Below are 15,846 nucleotides of genomic sequence, written 5' to 3'. Positions count from 1 at the left end.
GTTCGATTCCCATCACCCGCTCCATAATTTAAACTTCCAAATCCTTGCGATGCAGGGATTTTTTTATTGCTTTGTTTAATGATATTGTTCATCAAAAAGCCAGGCTCCTCCACGAAGGGGGAGCCTGGCTTTTTAACTACCCTTTGATCTTAAACAGTCTTCAAGAACTCAACAATGGTGAGCAGTCCCTTATCAAAGTTCTCAAGGTTGAAATGCTCATCCGGTGCATGCAGGTTCTCATCATCAAGGCCAAAGCCCATCAGGACCACTGGTGCTTCAAGTACACGGGAGAAGCTTTCCATGATCGGAATGGAGCCACCGTCTTTGGTGAAGAGGGCACGGGTTCCGTATACTTTGCCGTAAGCGTCTGCTGCAGTTTGCAGAATAGGGTTCGATGGATCAATGTTAAAGGCACGCGCCTTCTCCATTTGCTGCACATGGACTTTCGCTCCGGTTTGAATATTAGCCTTCAGATGCGCTTCAACGGCATCAAGAACATGCTGTGGATCCTGATCGCCAACGAGACGGCAAGTAATCTTGGCATGTGCTTCTTTTGGAATAACGGTCTTGCTTCCTTCACCTTGGAAGCCCCCATAGACACCGTTAAGCTCAAGTGTAGGGCGAGCACCAATACGTTCTACAAAAGAATAACCTTCTTCACCGTATAATGCGTCAAGTCCAAGTCCTTCGCGAATCTTATCTTCATTCACGCCTTGCTTCACGAATTCCTCTCGTAGCATTGGAGAAAGTTCAGGTACACCATCATAGAAGCCTTCTACAGAAACACGACCTTTGTCGTCATGAAGGGAGCTGAGCAGGGACACGAGAGCGTGCAGTGCATTCGGAACACCACCACCGTAAGAACCGGAGTGCAGGTCTGTAAGAGCTGTAGTTACGCTCACTTCAAGTGATCCTAGGCCACGTAGTCCTGTGCAAATTGCAGGGCGACCGCGTTCCAGCAGGGAAGTGTCCGAGACTAGCACCGCATCCGCAGCCAGCTTCTCTTTGTTAGCTTCCAGGAATGGAGGGAGATTTGCGCTGCCGATTTCTTCTTCACCTTCGATGCAGAGCTTGATGTTAACAGGAAGAGTACCTTCTTGTTTCAGGATTGCTTCAATCGCTTTGAGGTGAATGAATACTTGCCCTTTGTCATCCGTTGCGCCACGTGCATACAGCTTGCCGTCACGGATCTCTGGTTCAAACGGAGGTGTAGTCCACAGGTTCAGCGGATCTACTGGCTGCACATCGTAGTGGCCGTATACAAGAATGGTAGGCTTACCCGGAGCATGAAGATAGTCAGCATATATGACGGGATGTCCCGCTGTCGGATGAAGCTCAATGTTCTCAAGTCCGGCTTTCTTTAGTGTGTCCGTCAGCCAATGGGCTGCAGCTAGTACATCGTCCTTATGCTCAGACAAGGCAGAAATACTTGGAATCTTGAGCCATTGTTTTAGTTCTTCTAGATGTTCATCCCGGTGTGTTGAAAAATACGTTTCATATGACATAGTGTGTATGTACCTCCTTAAGTTTTGCTGCGCAAAACCGGCTATGAGCTTAATTGCCATACGTGACCGTCTTGTTTAGCATTCTATAGGAATCATTATACTGGAGAACTCACTATGGATCAAAAGCGATCGGGAAGATGTCTTATCTGATGATCGTGACAGGCGCTTCCTTTCGTAAAGAATAGTTCTTTTCCGGTTGTTGATTACTAACAGTAACCATGATAAGCTGGATAAGCTCAAGAGATACAAAAGTGCGATTACATGCTTAAGTTACATGGAGGTAACCACTTTGGAACATTCAAGAGACGAACCCATTCGGCTAATGCCAACGTTAGAGGACTACTCCGTCACTCGTCAAATTCTGGATAGGATTGGGGACAAATGGAGTGTACTCATTGTTGTGAACTTAGGTGCAAAAGCACTGCGGTTTAAAGAGCTGCAGCGGCGTTCTGGTGGAATATCACAACGGATGCTGACCCAGACTCTGCGTCATTTAGAACGAGACGGTATAGTTTGGCGTAAAGTCACACCTACGGTGCCTTTGACTGTTGAATACGGTCTGACGAGTTTAGGGGAGTCCCTGCTGGATCCTTTAACTTCCCTAGTGGAATGGGTCAATAGGAACAACGCTGAAATCGCCAAAGCACGAGTAGGTTATGATATTCAGCACGAAATGCAGGAGTAGTAAGCTAGTCGTACAATTACCTGGTATAGAGGATGGATTATTTTGCAAAAGAAAAGTGGAAACAACACATTTATATATACTTACACCTGTTCAGAGGACGAGTTATCGCTATGTCAGATGGAGCTTCGTTGTCTTTTTGGAGAGGAAGTATCTTCTTCCATCTTTAAGAGTGAGGTAGAGGTGGATGTCAGCCGCAGTCCCTTCATTAAAGAACGATTGGATGTTATGTACGAGGGAGACAGCTTGCCTGAGATTTATGATCAAACCGAGCAAGTGGAGCTTGGCGGCAAGACATTTAAGGTTATTTTTGTGAAGACTAATGATCTGTCCCCTGCGGACAAAATAGAATATGATGAGCGTAGAGTGATCGAGCGAGAAATTGGGCTGCGTATTGAAGGGGAAGCGGATGTAAACCACCCTCAGTTGGTATATGGTATTGTTACGCTGGGTGGGCGCTGGTACTTTGGCTCTTATCATAAAAACAAGGCTACGTGGTTCCGTCAAATGAAGAAGCCGCGTAGCTATTCTATCGCGCTTAGCACACGTGTTGCCCGAGCCGCGGTCAACATCGCCGTTCCGAATCCGGAAGGGATAAAAGCTATCGATCCTTGCTGCGGCATCGGAACAGTAATGGTAGAGGCTTTGTCGATGGGAATCAACATGGTCGGACGTGACATTAATCCTCAGATCGCGATCGGTGCCCGAACAAATATTGCTCATTTTGGATTCTCAAGTGAGGTAACATTAGGGGATATCGCTGACATCACAGAACATTACGACGTTGCTATTGTAGATATGCCTTATAATCTATATTCTAGTATTACACCTGAGGAACAGTTTGCGATTCTAGTGAATGCACGCCGGATTGCAGATCGGGTGGTTATCGTTGCGATCGAACCGATGGATGAGATGATTAATGAAGCTGGATTTACGATTATAGACCGTTGTGAAGCTAAAAAAGGTTTGTTCTCCCGTCATTTAATGCTTTGCCAGTAATCCTAATGAAGATCTTTTAAAGGGGTGCAGCAATGGAGCAGAAATGGTTAACCTGGGCTAAAGAAATACAGGCCATCGCACAGACTGGACTAACTTACGCTAAAGATGTCTACGATATAGAACGTTATCAAGCTTTGCGGGAGCTAAGTGTAGACATCCTCGCTAATTATACATTCGAAAGCAAGGAGAGAATAAGACTCTCCTTTGCTAGTGAGAGTGGCTACGCTACGCCGAAAGTAGATATCCGTGGTGTTGTTTTTCAGGGGGACAGAATCCTGCTGGTCCGCGAGAAATTAGATGGAAAGTGGGCGCTTCCCGGCGGCTGGGGAGATATTGGTCTGTCACCGAGTGAGGTCGTTGTTAAAGAAATTCAAGAAGAATCAGGATTTGAGGCAGAGGCAATTCGCTTGCTGGCTGTTCTGGATAAGAAATTTCATAACCATCCTCCGGAGCCGTATCATGTGTACAAGTTTTTTATCTTGTGCAGCATTGTGGGCGGTGAGGCGATGCAAGGGGTGGAGACGAGTGAAGTTTCCTTTTTTGCTGAAGATGAACTGCCTGAGCTCTCCGTGGAGCGGAATACCAAAGAGCAGATTCAGACGATGTTTGAATATTTACGAAATCCAGAAAAAGTAGTAATATTGGACTAAGAATTTGCATATGATGAATGACTTCCGTAAACCGAAGTTTTTAAAATATTAAAATTTTGGTTAATGATTATTATGTAAGCACTTTCAGTGTTAAGCCGCTGAGCCTTTATATCTAAAATAAAGTCAATATTCTAAGTTTTTGGGTCGAGCGGTCTACATTTTTTCCTCTACTGTGACGATAAGAATTTTAGGAGGGGATCGCATGGAACAAGAAGAGCTGAGCATTCCATTAAAACAGGAAAATGTTGTGCGTCCTGCAGAGGGCAATATTGCCACTGGGCTGATTTGGGGTATTTTAATCAGCATTCCGTTATGGATCTCTGTGATTGGCTGGATTCTGGGGTTTTGGCGCTGAGCCGTATTTTAATTATTATCTAACTCTAATAGTTGTATAGTATACATCAAAGGCGGTCTCTTCCTAACGGAAGAGGCCGCCTTTTTAGTTTCTTGAGTTTCTTATGATTTCGTAAATACCAGTCTAAAGTTCTCACAAACCACCTTCATTTTTGGATCAAAAGGCTTTTTCAAGAACGCTAAAGATTCTCTGGAGAAGAACTTCTCATGCTCATGGCGCCATGACTCCAGCGTTCTGTCATCCTCGCCTTCGCTATAGGCAAAATCAGCGCCTACCTCATCAAAAGGAGTAATTTGCACATCTGTCGTAACGATCACAGCTTGTGGATTACCGTGGCCATCGAGCAGAATACTGTGTCGGCCAATTTCAGGTAGTGTCTCGTCGGAAATTGCATAAATTTCATAGTTCGAAGCGGTGCCAGTCTTGATCCCTTGGATCACCAGATCCAATAGTTCATCGGCCATTTGAGGACTGTCACCAAAGGCCCAAGCCTCGTAGTTAGCCGCTGCTTGTGGATAAAGCTGGGTATATTCTTCCCAAAAAAGCGTAATCTTCGTTTCGTTGCTCATATCCGTATCTCCTCGTTTAATGATCGTTAATGTCCCGCAGTTTCCATCCAACCCGCATAAAGCTCATCTAGTTGCTCTTGCATTATATCGCGTTCTTTTAGTAGCTCCGCAAGCTCTGCCGCATTGCTACTAATCTGTGGATCTAGCATTTTTACATCAATTTCCTCAAGCTGTTCCTCGACCTCTGCAATAGCCTTCTCCCAGTCGAAGTGGACGCTCTTCTTGCGGGAACTGGACGAGTTAGCTGTAGTAACATTCACTGAACCGCTAGATTGGGGCTTACCGGAGCGTGATGAAGTTATTCCTTCTGAAGAGGAAGGTTTAGGTTGATCGGGAACAGAGGCTGATGCTGCTGATGCTGATGCCTTCTCAGCTTGTTTTTCCTTGTAATACTCATAGTTGCCGTTGAAAACTCCAAATCGTCCACTTTCAATGGACCAGAGCTTATGGAACAGACGATTAATGAAGTAGCGGTCATGGGATACGGCCAGTACTGTACCTGGGAATTCCTCTAAAGCTTCCTCCAGCGCCTCGCGGGAGTCAATATCTAGATGATTCGTTGGTTCATCCAGAATCAGCAGGTTCGGTTTACGATGCATCAGCACAGCGAAACGCAGGCGGGTCCATTCCCCTCCGGATAAATTCGTGATGTCTTTGAATACATCGGCACCATAGAATAGGAAACGCGCGAGCTGTCCGCGAGCTTCGCCCTCTTCTAGTCCGGCTTCTTCACGGAAGTAACGGAGTACAGATTGTTTGTTGTTTTCAGGGACGGCCTCTTGCGCGAGATAACCGACAACGGCTCTTGAACCCAGTATACAACTTCCAGTATCTGGCGTTTCCTGACCTAAAATAATTCTTAATAGTGTACTTTTTCCTGCCCCGTTACCACCAATAAGCGCCGTAGTTTCTCCATAGCGAAGGACTTCATTTGCGTCTGTAAAAAGGCTCCGCTCTCCATATGCTTTACCGACATCCTCCAGAATGACAACTTGATTGCCGGAACGATCATTTTGCTGTAGCTGCAAATCCATCGACTTGCGCTCCAGAATAGGACGTTTAAGCTTCACCATGCGATCCAGAGCTTTTTGCATGGAGGCTGCTCTCCGGAAAAAAGCAGGGTTAGGAGGCGTCCCGCGATTGCCAAATTCGATGAGACGTTTGATGCTTTCCTGCATTTGTTTTATTTTTTTCTGCTGCTCTTGGTAATCAGCGAATTGTTGAAGCAGACGTGTTTCCTTCTCTACCTGATAGCCGCTGTAGTTGGTATGGAAGGTAAAAGCCTCGCCATCCTCAATCTCGATCACTTTCTTGACTACAGCATCGAGGAAATAACGATCATGGGAAATGGCTAGCACTGTACCGTCATAGCTCTGTAAGTACTGCTCTAACCACTCGATGGCGTTCATGTCCAGATGATTGGTTGGCTCATCGAGTAGGAGTACATCGGGTCTACGCAGCAGCAGCTCTGCAAGTCCGACTTTAGTTTTCTCGCCGCCAGAAAGAGTGGAGAAGAGTCGGCTATATTGCCCAGCGTCGATTCCTAAACCAGTGGCCACTCGCTGAATTGTGGATTCAATTTCGTAGCCTCCTGCGGTCTCAAATTTATCCTGAAGGCTACCGTATTCTTTCAGCAGCCGATTCCATAGTGTTTCATCTGTCCCGGTATTGAAGGTGGACATTTCAAGCTCCAGCTCTCGCAGGCGTTGTTGCCATTGCAAAGGTTCAGCAAAGCTACGCTGTAGAACTTCATATACGGTTTCTTTCTTGGCAACCTCTTGAATTTGAGCCAGCATTCCTACTACACTACCTTTGCGAATGGAGATTTGCCCTTGATCGGGGCGCTCTTCGCCATTAAGTAAATGGAAAAGCGTAGTTTTACCACAACCATTGCGGCCGATGAGACCGATTTTTTCTCCTTGGCGGATATCGAAGGTGATGCTATTTAGTACGAGCTGTGCACCGTGGTACTTTTGAACATTTTGGCATTGAATAATCATATATATTCTCCTTTAAGAATGCCCTTTGCACCGCCAGAACCCTAAATCGAAACTGGAATTCTGCAAAAAAACCATAAAAAAAGACCGTAGGGAAATTTCCCCACGGCCTTATCATTCTCCGGTTAACTGATCCGTCCGGGTGATGGCAGGAAAGGCATTTCACAATTGTGTAGTGTTATTAAATTCATGGAAATGGACAGACTTCTCCCGTTATCGCCATTTACATGAGCAATGCCAGCTATCGCTTTAGGTAGCCGACTCATAACACTATTGGTCCAATTGTGATCCATACCTTCCACACCCCTTTCATAACAAATTTAATGACAGTGTAAACAATAATCGGAAATTTAGCAAGTAAAAAGATGGCAAAGCGAAGTTTACACTGCATAGAATATGAATCGTTGAATAATATGGTTCTATGTGGGAGGAGACAAGCCACTAAAAATAACAGATGAAAAGGGGAAGTTATATGGCGATTTTTGACGGATTGATGGGTAATGCATCACAAGTAAATCTTGCGGAGGTACAGCGGGAATATGCACAAATTCTTGCCCCTCAAGAGAAAATTGAACGGGCCTACAAGCTGATTAGAGATATGTTTATTTTTACAGACAAACGATTGATTCTAGTGGATAAACAGGGACTGACGGGCAAAAAGACGGATTATCATTCCATCCCGTACAAAAGCATCTCGCATTATTCCGTGGAGACGGCAGGGCACTTTGATCTGGATGCGGAGCTATGTATCTATATTTCCAGCAGCACTGTGCCACTCAAGAAGACCTTTAATAAATCTGTGAATATTTATGAGGTGCAGGCGGTATTGTCACAATATATTTTAAAATAGTTCAGTTAGACAGTGTAGCGGAGTACAAGATCCCCATACGTAAAAGCGGCTAAGATGAACTAAGGCAGGATGTACCTTAAGCCGCTTGATAGCCCAGAATGCGATTACTGCAATGAGCGCTTTCCAGCTACTACCCTTGATCTACTTAAATAATTCACAGCTGATAACAGTATGATTATGACCAGGCAGCTAGGTAAAATATGTGCCGGAACTGACAGTATAGCCCCCCCTAACTCCTCGGAGTTTATACCCGAGATAAGCCGCCATCTTGGTGGCAATAGGCCCTGGTAGTGCCTTTACAATCGCCAATGTCTCCCCTCATTCATCATCACTTAGCCAAGTGTAGCGAGCTGCCGCATTATGCCGGATGAATGGAATTACCGAAGGTCCTCCGCCATAGCCGACAATCCCAGTTCTGAACATGGCGATAGCTATTTGTACATAATCTTTATGGATGGATATCATGTGAGATCTCCCCTTGTTTTTAGAGCCCATTCTATACAATTCATATGTTTGAAGCTACGTGGTTGACTAGCAATTAGCTAATCTTTGTGCATGGATCACAAAAAAAGGATGTTAATTTTGCGGGTTAGTGTAATCGATTGACAGGGGATTTTTATGTGATGTTAAATGACGTTAAATGAGTGGAAAGTTTATAGGGAGATGGGGAATATGGCGGAGAAACCTGTAATAGGCACCAAAACAATGGTCGTCAGCCCTCATTATTTAGCTTCGGCTGCGGGTGCGCGCATTTTGGAAAGAGGAGGAAATGCCTTTGATGCGGCAGTGGCGGTCAGTGCTACGCTCGCTGTGGTCTACCCGCATATGACGGGGCTTGGTGGGGATTCGTTTTGGTTGACCTATTGCGCGCAAGAGGCGCGTGTTCGGGTGTATAACGGAAGCGGACGATCGGGTTATGGAGTTCGCAGAAGTTGCTTTGCCGGGGAGGGAGCTATCCCGAGGCGGGGGATCCGCAGTGCCATCACCGTGCCGGGGATGGTTGATAGCTGGGATGCCATGCTCAGTAAGTATGGCCGTTTAACGCTGGCAGAGGTGCTGGAGCCAGCCATTGGCTACGCTCAGAGTGGGTTTCCGCTGTCGCCGGACCAGCGGAATAATACGCTGCTTGCTGGAGCGGCGTTGTCAGCGGAGGCATCCGCGATATATATGCCGGGCAGAGTGGTTGTGTCTGCTGGATCGAGATTTCAGCAGACACAACTGGCGGCAACTCTGAAGACGTTGGCTGCGGGTGGACGGGACGCTTTTTATAAGGGGAAGATTGCAGAAGATATTTGTGATTATATGCTGGGAGCCGGGGGTTATCTCACTCGGGATGACTTTGCGGATCATCAGGGGGATTGGGTTGAGCCGATTCATACGGAATATCACGGGCATAGGGTGTATCAAGTGCCGCCAAATTCTCAAGGGTTTACGGGGCTGATGAGTCTTAATATATTGGAGCATTTTAATTTCGGAGAAATCGAGCATGGCTCTTACGAATATTATCATCTGCTCGTTGAGGCGCTGAAGCTGAGTTTTCGTGATCGGGATAGAGTGCTTACAGATCCGGATTTTAGTGCTATTCCTTTGATGCAGCTGCTAGATAAGAACTATGCAGGGCAACTAGCCTCTACGATCTCGATGCAAAAAGCAGCGCAGCTGACAAGTCAGCCTATCGGTAGTGATACCGCATATGCTGCGGTTGTGGATGAAGAGGGGAATGCGGTCTCTTTTATTCAAAGTCTGTATTTTGAGTTTGGATCGGGCGTGGTAGCTGGAAATACGGGGATTCTGCTGCAGAATCGGGGTTCGTTTTTCTCGCTTGATCCGAATCACATCAATACGCTTGAACCGCATAAACGAAGCTTCCACACACTGATGCCAGCCATGGCCTGCCGAGAGGGAAAACCTATGATTCTGTATGGTACACAAGGCGGAGAAGGTCAGCCGCAGACTCAGACGATGCTCCTCACAAGGATGCTGCATTATGGGATGAATCCGCAAACAGCTGTAAGTGAACCGCGTTTTGTGTGGGGGAGAACGTGGGGGGAGCCTACGCAGGAGCTGAAGGTGGAGGGCCGGGTAGCAGATGAGGTGCTGTCTGATTTAGAGGCGGCTGGTCATATTGTCCGGAAAGTGGACGCATACGACGGGATCGTGGGTCATGCCCACGTGATCTCCATAGATGACAATGGATATCGTAGTGGAGGGACGGACCCGCGCTGCGATGGCGCGGCGATAGGTTGGTAGGGTGAGATGCTCTCTCCAAATCCCCCGAATTGCTCCTTCCGTTATTTGGTGGGAAAGATATCGTGAGAGGATTCTCGGAAAGGCAAATGGGAAAATCCTAGTTTAACGGAGCGATAGGTTCTTAATAGAAATGACGGATGACCGGTTGATTAAGATCTTAGAAGGAACGGTGAGGTGAGGGTGGAGCTATGATTCTGGATAATCGGTATGGTGCGTTCATAGATTCTGAGCTAACAGTCGGACGGTTAGGGAATGGGATATTGGACGGAATGACCTTTGCTGTAAAAGATGTGTATGCGATAGCAGGGCACAGCCCTTCTGCAGGTAATCCAGATTGGTTACGGAGCCACAATCCCTCTACAGAACATGCGGCAGTAGTTCGCCGGCTTCTCCAGTCGGGAGCGACGCTTCGAGGGGCGACTCATACGGATGAGCTGATGTACAGTCTGGGTGGTGAGAACCATCATTATGGAACGCCGATAAATCCCCGTGCCGCAGGTTGTATCCCGGGCGGTTCTTCTAGTGGATCGGCAGTAGCCGTAGCTTCTGGTAGTGTTGATTTTGCTCTCGGAACAGATACGGGTGGTTCTATTCGAGTCCCTTCTGCGTATTGCGGAGTATATGGCTTTCGACCGACACATGGTGTGGTGGATCTGAAAGGCGTGATCCCGTTATCACCGCAATTTGATACAGTAGGCTGGATGGCTGACCGTATGGATGTGCTCCAGAAGGTTGGGGAGGTTTTACTTGGGATTGGGCGCATGGATGAAAAAGGGGATGATTCACAAAAGAAAATGGGAACTTTATTTGTCGCTACGGACTGTTGGGAATTGGTCGTTCCAAAGGATGTGAGTATTCTAGCGGATGGATTGAACTGCTTGCGGACTGGTGCTGATCATTTCCTCAAAACTGAAATAGCTCCAGAAGGATTGAAGGTCTGGATGGATGTTTTTCGAGAGTTACAGGGTAATGAAATCTGGACAACCCATTGCGCCTGGATTGAAAAGGTAAAACCATTCTTTGGGCCAGATATTGCAGCACGGTTCTCTTGGGCTGCCAGTTTAGCTGACAAGGACCACAGTATCGCTCTGAATAAACGAGCGGAGATTTCTGCTCAATTGCGCGGATTGCTAGGAGAAGATAATTGTCTTGTGATTCCAACAGTACCTGGTCCTGCTCCACTGCGTGGAGGGGGGTTGCGTCAATTGGAAGAGAACCGTAGTGGAGCGATGATGTTGAGTTGCATAGCCGGACTGGCAGGTCTTCCTCAGGTAACATTACCTATGCTCTCTACAAATGGACTGCCGCTGGGATTGTCGGTTATAGCCGGACATGGGCAGGATCTTCGGTTACTCTCATGGGTGAAGGAGGTATGGCGGCGACCTTGAGATGACGGGACCTGATGGGTTTTGAGATGATAGGTGAAATTGGTTTTTAAAAAATGATCTCAATGTGATGAAGTAGGTTCAATAATGGTGTGTTAGAGTAAAAGATAAATTCAGCGCTCAAAAGTTGGCTTAAGACCAGCGTTTCAGTAAACTCCTCCATGTGAAGAAAAATAACGGTATAAATCCCGTAAAATGTGTGAAATCGGCTCATATAGCTCAAAATAACGGTATAAGTCCCGTAGAATGCGCGAAATCGGCTCATATAGCTGAAAATAACGGTATAAATCCCGTAGAATTCGAAAAATTGGCTCATATTGCGGGGAAGAAGGGCAGAAATGCCCCGGAATCCAGTAATTCCGGCGATATTACAGGAAAGAGGGGTATAAATCCCCCAGAATCCAAGAATTCCGGCCATATTGCAGGAAAGAAGGGCAAAAATGCCCCACGCCACAAAGGTCAGCTATGACACGCTCGCGGTTCACTCTGAACACGCAAACAAAGCACCTTCCGTGAAGAAGGTGCCATGCCCCGTCCGAGCTCTATTCTACGAATGCTTCGACTTCTATTTCTACTAACAATAGTGGATCAATAAGCGCCTTTACCTCTACCATGGTTGCTACAGGCTGAATATCTTTGAAGAATTCGCCGTGTGCTTTGCCGACTTCTTCCCAGCGTGAGATGTCTGTCACGAACATTCTTGTTCTAATTACATGCGACAAATCAGCTTCTAGCTGGTTTAGCGCTTTTTCGATGGTATGTAGAATGAATTTCGTCTGCGCGTATGGATCTCCTACACCCACTACTTCCCCGTCTTGCATGGCTGTTGTTCCTGCGACTTCGATACGATTGCCGATTCGGATGGCGCGAGAATATCCAACCACCGACTCCCAGGGTGAACCCGTAAACACTTGCTTTTTACTCAAAAGATCCCCTCCAAATCCATCCTAATGTTGTCCGATCTAATTATACCTCTAACACAAGTGATGTGAACTAAAGTTTAATGATTCATTAGATACATATATTTAATGTAATGTTAACTAACATAATTATCATTAAATTTTAATTTTACTCTATCCAAGGAGGTTCATTTTAATTATAATGTTACATAAAATAACATTATAAATCAGAAATGGTTCTATTGATCCTAAAAAGGAGGGATGGCATGCATCTTACGGTTGAAGAAGCGTTGTCCATTTATCCTTTGTCCGAGGCGAAGCTTATCGCGGGGTCCAAGGGGAAACATCGAATTGTGAAATCGATTAATGTGATGGACGCACCTGATATTTCGGATTGGATCAAAGAAGGCGAGATGCTGCTAACGACAGCCTATTTAATCAAGGATAATCTGGAGGATGCCTCTGCTTTGCTGCAAACACTGAATCGAAGGGGCTCGTCGGCCTTGGGTATTAAGCTGGGACGATTTTGGGATGAAGTACCGGAGAAGCTAATCGCAGAAGCGGAGAACCTTAGCTTCCCCTTAATCCAATTGCCGTTCCAGTTCACTTTTTCGGATCAAATGAATGGCCTGTTTCGCGCCGAGCTTAGCCGGAGTACTCATGTTTTGCAGGGCATAATGGAGAAGCAGAAAAAGCTGATGCAATTTGCCCTGCGATCTGTCCGCAGCCGTCCACTGTTTGACTCGGTGTCTGAAGTGATTGGCCATTCACTTGTAGTGGTTAGCGCACGCGGGGATGTAATTTATAACAATTCTGAATATCAGACGTCACAGCTGCTGGAGGGTTGGCCCTGGCAGAAGCGTAATCAACGTTTTCGTGTAGAAGCTCGTACGGGTTATCGAACACCACTAATGCAAGGAGAAAAGTGTTCGGGCTATTTATTGTATTGTTCCATCGACCCTTTATTGCTCCCGGTGGAAGAGAGCTTGTTCGTTCAGGGCGCTGAACTTATTTCTTATCATATTCATTCAGGATACGAGGATTATTTTGAACAGGCAGAACATAGGGAATTCAGTGGATTGCTGAGACGTTGTCTAAATGGTAACTTATCTTACGCCGATTTAGCACAGGCTACGCTCGAATTGGAAATTGAACTGCTTCAGTCGCCATTTCAACTGGTATTAACTGATATTGTTGCGACTGTTGAAGACCGCCAAAGTGAGCTGCTTAGATTAAAAGAAGAATACACTGAACACCCCGTATTGCGGGAATCAACGGCCATTCATGTGATTGTAGACCAAGGATTATTGTCCATCTATCCGGCAACACTTCAGAGTCCTGAGCAATTTCGGGATGTAATTCAGGCTTGTTTTGACAACCTGAAGTTTGACAAGGGGGATTATCCACGAGCTGCGATAAGTAGTTATAAAGTGAAGCCGGATGGGCTGAAGGAGGCTTTTGCGGAGGTGAAGGAATGTATGGGGATGCTTCAGTTTGAGGGAGTGCATGGGAATGTTGTACATTATCGGCAGCTTGAGCTTTCCTTGCTTCTTGGGCAAATCCCGACAGAGGTCATGGAGAAATATTGCAACGGAACGCTTAGAGGACTGCTTAGCCGTGAGCCGGAGTATGTACGAGAAATGCTGCGGACGCTGGAGGTTTATCTAGAGAACGATGGGCATGTCAATGAGACAGCCAAAAAGCTGTTTATTCATCGGAACACGGCTACCTACCGAATCGAGAAGCTTAGTGAGCTCCTGGACGTCGATTTTAAAAAAATAAATGATCTAATGAGGCTGAAGCTAGTGTTCATGTTTCGGAGAATGCTTGGGCGGGACTAAGGACTGGGTTGAAATGCAAACACGGAGGAGGGGAACCTCGTGAATACACATGAGATCGCAATGCATATTCAAACCCATAAGGCACCTGCGGTGCTGGTGACGTTGATAGAAGTGGAGGGGCATTCGTATCGTAAACCCGGGGCAGTGATGCTGTTTTTTGAAGGGGGCACGATTGGAAGTCTGAGTCCAGGTTGTCTGGAAAGCGATCTGCAGCTACGTACCTCTGGAATATGGGAACGAGGGCTGCCCGAAATTGTGGAATACAATATGTTGTCTCCGGATGATTTGTCCTGGGGTGAAACTGTCGGGTGCGGGGGCAAAATTAAAGTGGTGCTTGAACCCGTGCAGGGTGAGCTCTACAAGCTTTTAGTGCAGGCGAGTGACAGATTGGCTAGGGGAGAGAATCTAGTTCTGTTCCGCGAAGCAGTGGAGAAAGGTTTTGCCTATAAGCTGGAGCCGGATACTTCGCTATCGCAGAACAAGAACCGTCCAAAATTATCCCCCTCGGCAAAAGAAAACCTAGCGACAGGTCACTTTATGGCCGCTCCAGCAGAATTGACAGCATTCGATACGTCTTTCGTGCCCAAACCGCGGCTTGTGATTTTTGGCGGGGGGCGTGATGTGGTTCCGATTGCGGAGCTTGCCGACAACGTTGGCTTTCGGGTTGCGGTTGCGGATTGGCGCGAAGGAAGCTTGCACAATAAGTTTCCTCGAGCTGAACAGGTAATTTGTTCCCCTATGGAGGTTGTTCAGCGATTGGGCATAGCTCAGGAGGATTATGTATTGATTTGCAGTCATCAGCTTGGGAGAGATAGACAGTTCCTGGAGAGTGTGATTCCGCTTGCTCCTTTATATATAGGGATTATCGGGTCGAAGGTGCGGATATCTCTTTTACTGGAAGAGCTTGAGGCTCCTGCATCTTTGCATGCGCCTGTAGGGTTGCCCATTGGTGGAGAAGGTCCGGAGGAAATTGCGGTCAGTATTATAGCTGAAATTATTCAAATTAGAAGGGCGGGCTCACGAGAACTGCCCAAAGGAGTGGAGAGTATTGAAGGTAGCAGGAATATATTTGGCAGCGGGGCAGAGCAGGCGGATGGGCGTGTCCAAGGTTTCACTGAAATTGTCGCAGGAGGTCTCACTCGGGAGCGTCGCGCTTAGTGAATTGGATCGTTGCAATCTAGAACCGCTAATCGTGGTAGTGCGTGCGGATGACAACTTGGAATGGCTGCCACCCGCGATTGAACCGCAAGGATCCAGACGTACCGAAACTTGCTTAACCGCACATCTAGGATTGTCTTTTTCACTGCGCTGCGGTCTTAATGCGGTATTGCCTTTGCAGCCCGATGCAGTAGTTGTGGCGCTTGCGGATCAGCCATTTATTACTACGGCATTAGTGAATCGTTTAATACAAACGTTTGAACAATCACCGGACATGGATTATGTGGCTAGTGTCAGCAATGGGTCAGCTATGCCACCGGCTTTATTTTCGAAGACGTTGTTTCCAGTACTACAGGGATTGGATGGGGATCGCGGAGCGGCAGCGATTTTGCGTTCGCCTGATTATAAGGGAATCGTTCTGGAGTCTGAATCCACCCACTATTTCATGGATGCAGATACAGAAGAGGATTTTGGTGAGATTCAGGAGCAATGGATACTGAGGAACGAAAAATAGAAATGTAATCGAAAAGTGATCTGAGTAAGTGTTCTTTTTTCGCCTTTAGTCATATAATATGACACGGATCTCACCTTTGAAAAACCAGTTAGTGCATACCACACAAAAAAAGCTCTAATTCTTATCATCTAACACAAACGTATGTTATATAAATTTACGCAAAGACCACCTCTAAGTATAGTAGAAGTACAT

At 46.5% G+C, this 15,846-nt stretch carries 15 protein-coding genes and 1 pseudogene; 10 read left to right on the top strand and 6 right to left on the bottom strand.

The annotated features are described in order from the left end of the window. Positions 1-149: 149 nt before the first annotated feature. On the bottom strand, positions 150-1,505 hold the full coding sequence (locus CA598_RS18575) for a dipeptidase (protein WP_094871280.1): 1,356 nt from the start codon (positions 1,503-1,505) through the stop codon (positions 150-152). A gap of 289 nt (positions 1,506-1,794) precedes the next feature. Here CA598_RS18575 and CA598_RS18570 point away from each other — a divergent pair, with 289 nt between their 5' ends. The 4 genes from CA598_RS18570 (at position 1,795) to CA598_RS32345 (ending at position 4,191) form a co-directional block, all read left to right on the top strand. Then, complete coding sequence (locus CA598_RS18570; protein WP_256989872.1) at positions 1,795-2,190, top strand: winged helix-turn-helix transcriptional regulator; 396 nt, start codon at positions 1,795-1,797, stop codon at positions 2,188-2,190. Between the two features lie 42 nt (positions 2,191-2,232). Next, positions 2,233-3,186, top strand: a complete 954-nt coding sequence (locus CA598_RS18565) for a TRM11 family SAM-dependent methyltransferase (protein ID WP_256990547.1) — start codon at positions 2,233-2,235, stop codon at positions 3,184-3,186. Positions 3,187-3,218: 32 nt separating this feature from the next. After that, positions 3,219-3,836 (top strand): NUDIX hydrolase, encoded by a 618-nt coding sequence (locus CA598_RS18560; RefSeq protein ID WP_094877435.1) that lies wholly within the window; start codon positions 3,219-3,221, stop codon positions 3,834-3,836. A 202-nt stretch (positions 3,837-4,038) separates the two neighbouring features. Beyond that, on the top strand, positions 4,039-4,191 hold the full coding sequence (locus CA598_RS32345; RefSeq protein WP_179281637.1) for a hypothetical protein: 153 nt from the start codon (positions 4,039-4,041) through the stop codon (positions 4,189-4,191). 101 nt (positions 4,192-4,292) lie between these two features. Here the strand turns inward: CA598_RS32345 and CA598_RS18555 are convergent, their stop codons facing one another. From CA598_RS18555 to CA598_RS32340, 3 genes are all read right to left on the bottom strand, one after another. Continuing rightward, positions 4,293-4,760, bottom strand: coding sequence for an ASCH domain-containing protein (locus tag CA598_RS18555; RefSeq protein WP_094877434.1), 468 nt, complete (start codon positions 4,758-4,760; stop codon positions 4,293-4,295). Between the two features lie 26 nt (positions 4,761-4,786). Continuing rightward, positions 4,787-6,760 carry an ABC-F family ATP-binding cassette domain-containing protein gene (locus tag CA598_RS18550; protein WP_094877433.1) on the bottom strand — a complete coding sequence of 658 codons (1,974 nt, stop codon included), beginning with the start codon at positions 6,758-6,760 and terminating at the stop codon, positions 4,787-4,789. Positions 6,761-6,882: 122 nt separating this feature from the next. Beyond that, a complete protein-coding gene (locus tag CA598_RS32340; protein WP_156114741.1) occupies positions 6,883-7,050 on the bottom strand; it encodes a hypothetical protein in 168 nt (55 codons plus the stop codon). A 179-nt stretch (positions 7,051-7,229) separates the two neighbouring features. Between CA598_RS32340 and CA598_RS18545 the strand changes: the two genes are divergently transcribed. Further along, on the top strand, positions 7,230-7,607 hold the full coding sequence (locus CA598_RS18545; RefSeq protein ID WP_076298221.1) for a PH domain-containing protein: 378 nt from the start codon (positions 7,230-7,232) through the stop codon (positions 7,605-7,607). Between the two features lie 122 nt (positions 7,608-7,729). On the opposite strand, the pseudogene CA598_RS32000 reads toward CA598_RS18545, so the two are convergent. After that, a pseudogene (locus CA598_RS32000) lies at positions 7,730-8,072 on the bottom strand (chromate transporter); the annotation flags it as partial. 207 nt (positions 8,073-8,279) lie between these two features. Here CA598_RS32000 and ggt point away from each other — a divergent pair. Both ggt and CA598_RS18535 read left to right on the top strand, forming a co-directional pair. Further along, positions 8,280-9,857 carry a gamma-glutamyltransferase gene (ggt, locus tag CA598_RS18540; RefSeq protein ID WP_094877432.1) on the top strand — a complete coding sequence of 526 codons (1,578 nt, stop codon included), beginning with the start codon at positions 8,280-8,282 and terminating at the stop codon, positions 9,855-9,857. A 194-nt stretch (positions 9,858-10,051) separates the two neighbouring features. Next, a complete protein-coding gene (locus tag CA598_RS18535) occupies positions 10,052-11,245 on the top strand; it encodes an amidase (protein WP_094877437.1) in 1,194 nt (397 codons plus the stop codon). Positions 11,246-11,784: 539 nt separating this feature from the next. Here the strand turns inward: CA598_RS18535 and CA598_RS18525 are convergent. After that, the gene (locus tag CA598_RS18525) at positions 11,785-12,168 is read right to left on the bottom strand and encodes a RidA family protein (RefSeq protein WP_094877430.1); all 384 of its coding nucleotides are present in this window, start codon (positions 12,166-12,168) and stop codon (positions 11,785-11,787) included. A 239-nt stretch (positions 12,169-12,407) separates the two neighbouring features. On the opposite strand from CA598_RS18525, the gene CA598_RS18520 reads away from it, so the two are divergent. Genes CA598_RS18520 through CA598_RS18510 form a run of 3 tightly spaced genes read left to right on the top strand, consistent with a single transcriptional unit; the run spans position 12,408 to position 15,654 of the window. Beyond that, positions 12,408-13,982, top strand: coding sequence for a PucR family transcriptional regulator (locus CA598_RS18520; protein ID WP_094871267.1), 1,575 nt, complete (start codon positions 12,408-12,410; stop codon positions 13,980-13,982). Positions 13,983-14,021: 39 nt separating this feature from the next. Further along, entirely contained in the window at positions 14,022-15,140 is a 1,119-nt protein-coding gene (locus CA598_RS18515) for an XdhC family protein (RefSeq protein ID WP_094877429.1), read from the top strand. Further along, complete coding sequence (locus tag CA598_RS18510; protein ID WP_179283703.1) at positions 15,082-15,654, top strand: NTP transferase domain-containing protein; 573 nt, start codon at positions 15,082-15,084, stop codon at positions 15,652-15,654. The genes CA598_RS18515 and CA598_RS18510 overlap by 59 nt, the downstream gene beginning before the upstream one ends. Positions 15,655-15,846 lie beyond the last annotated feature (192 nt).

Origin of the sequence: Paenibacillus sp. VTT E-133291 (assembly GCF_002264395.1) — a bacterium.
Classification (GTDB): Bacteria; Bacillota; Bacilli; order Paenibacillales; family Paenibacillaceae; genus Paenibacillus_AQ; species Paenibacillus_AQ nitricinens.
This window is presented reverse-complemented; position numbering and strand designations above follow the sequence as displayed.

Bases quoted from the DNA above. Each gene is read 5' to 3' on its own strand.
- CA598_RS18575 (WP_094871280.1), bottom strand. From the start codon at position 1,505: ATGTCATATGAAACGTATTTTTCAACACACCGGGATGAACATCTAGAA.
- CA598_RS18560 (WP_094877435.1), top strand. From the start codon at position 3,219: ATGGAGCAGAAATGGTTAACCTGGGCTAAAGAAATACAGGCCATCGCA.
- CA598_RS32345 (WP_179281637.1), top strand. From the start codon at position 4,039: ATGGAACAAGAAGAGCTGAGCATTCCATTAAAACAGGAAAATGTTGTG.
- CA598_RS18555 (WP_094877434.1), bottom strand. From the start codon at position 4,760: ATGAGCAACGAAACGAAGATTACGCTTTTTTGGGAAGAATATACCCAG.
- CA598_RS18550 (WP_094877433.1), bottom strand. From the start codon at position 6,760: ATGATTATTCAATGCCAAAATGTTCAAAAGTACCACGGTGCACAGCTC.
- CA598_RS32340 (WP_156114741.1), bottom strand. From the start codon at position 7,050: ATGGATCACAATTGGACCAATAGTGTTATGAGTCGGCTACCTAAAGCG.
- CA598_RS18545 (WP_076298221.1), top strand. From the start codon at position 7,230: ATGGCGATTTTTGACGGATTGATGGGTAATGCATCACAAGTAAATCTT.
- ggt (WP_094877432.1), top strand. From the start codon at position 8,280: ATGGCGGAGAAACCTGTAATAGGCACCAAAACAATGGTCGTCAGCCCT.
- CA598_RS18520 (WP_094871267.1), top strand. From the start codon at position 12,408: ATGCATCTTACGGTTGAAGAAGCGTTGTCCATTTATCCTTTGTCCGAG.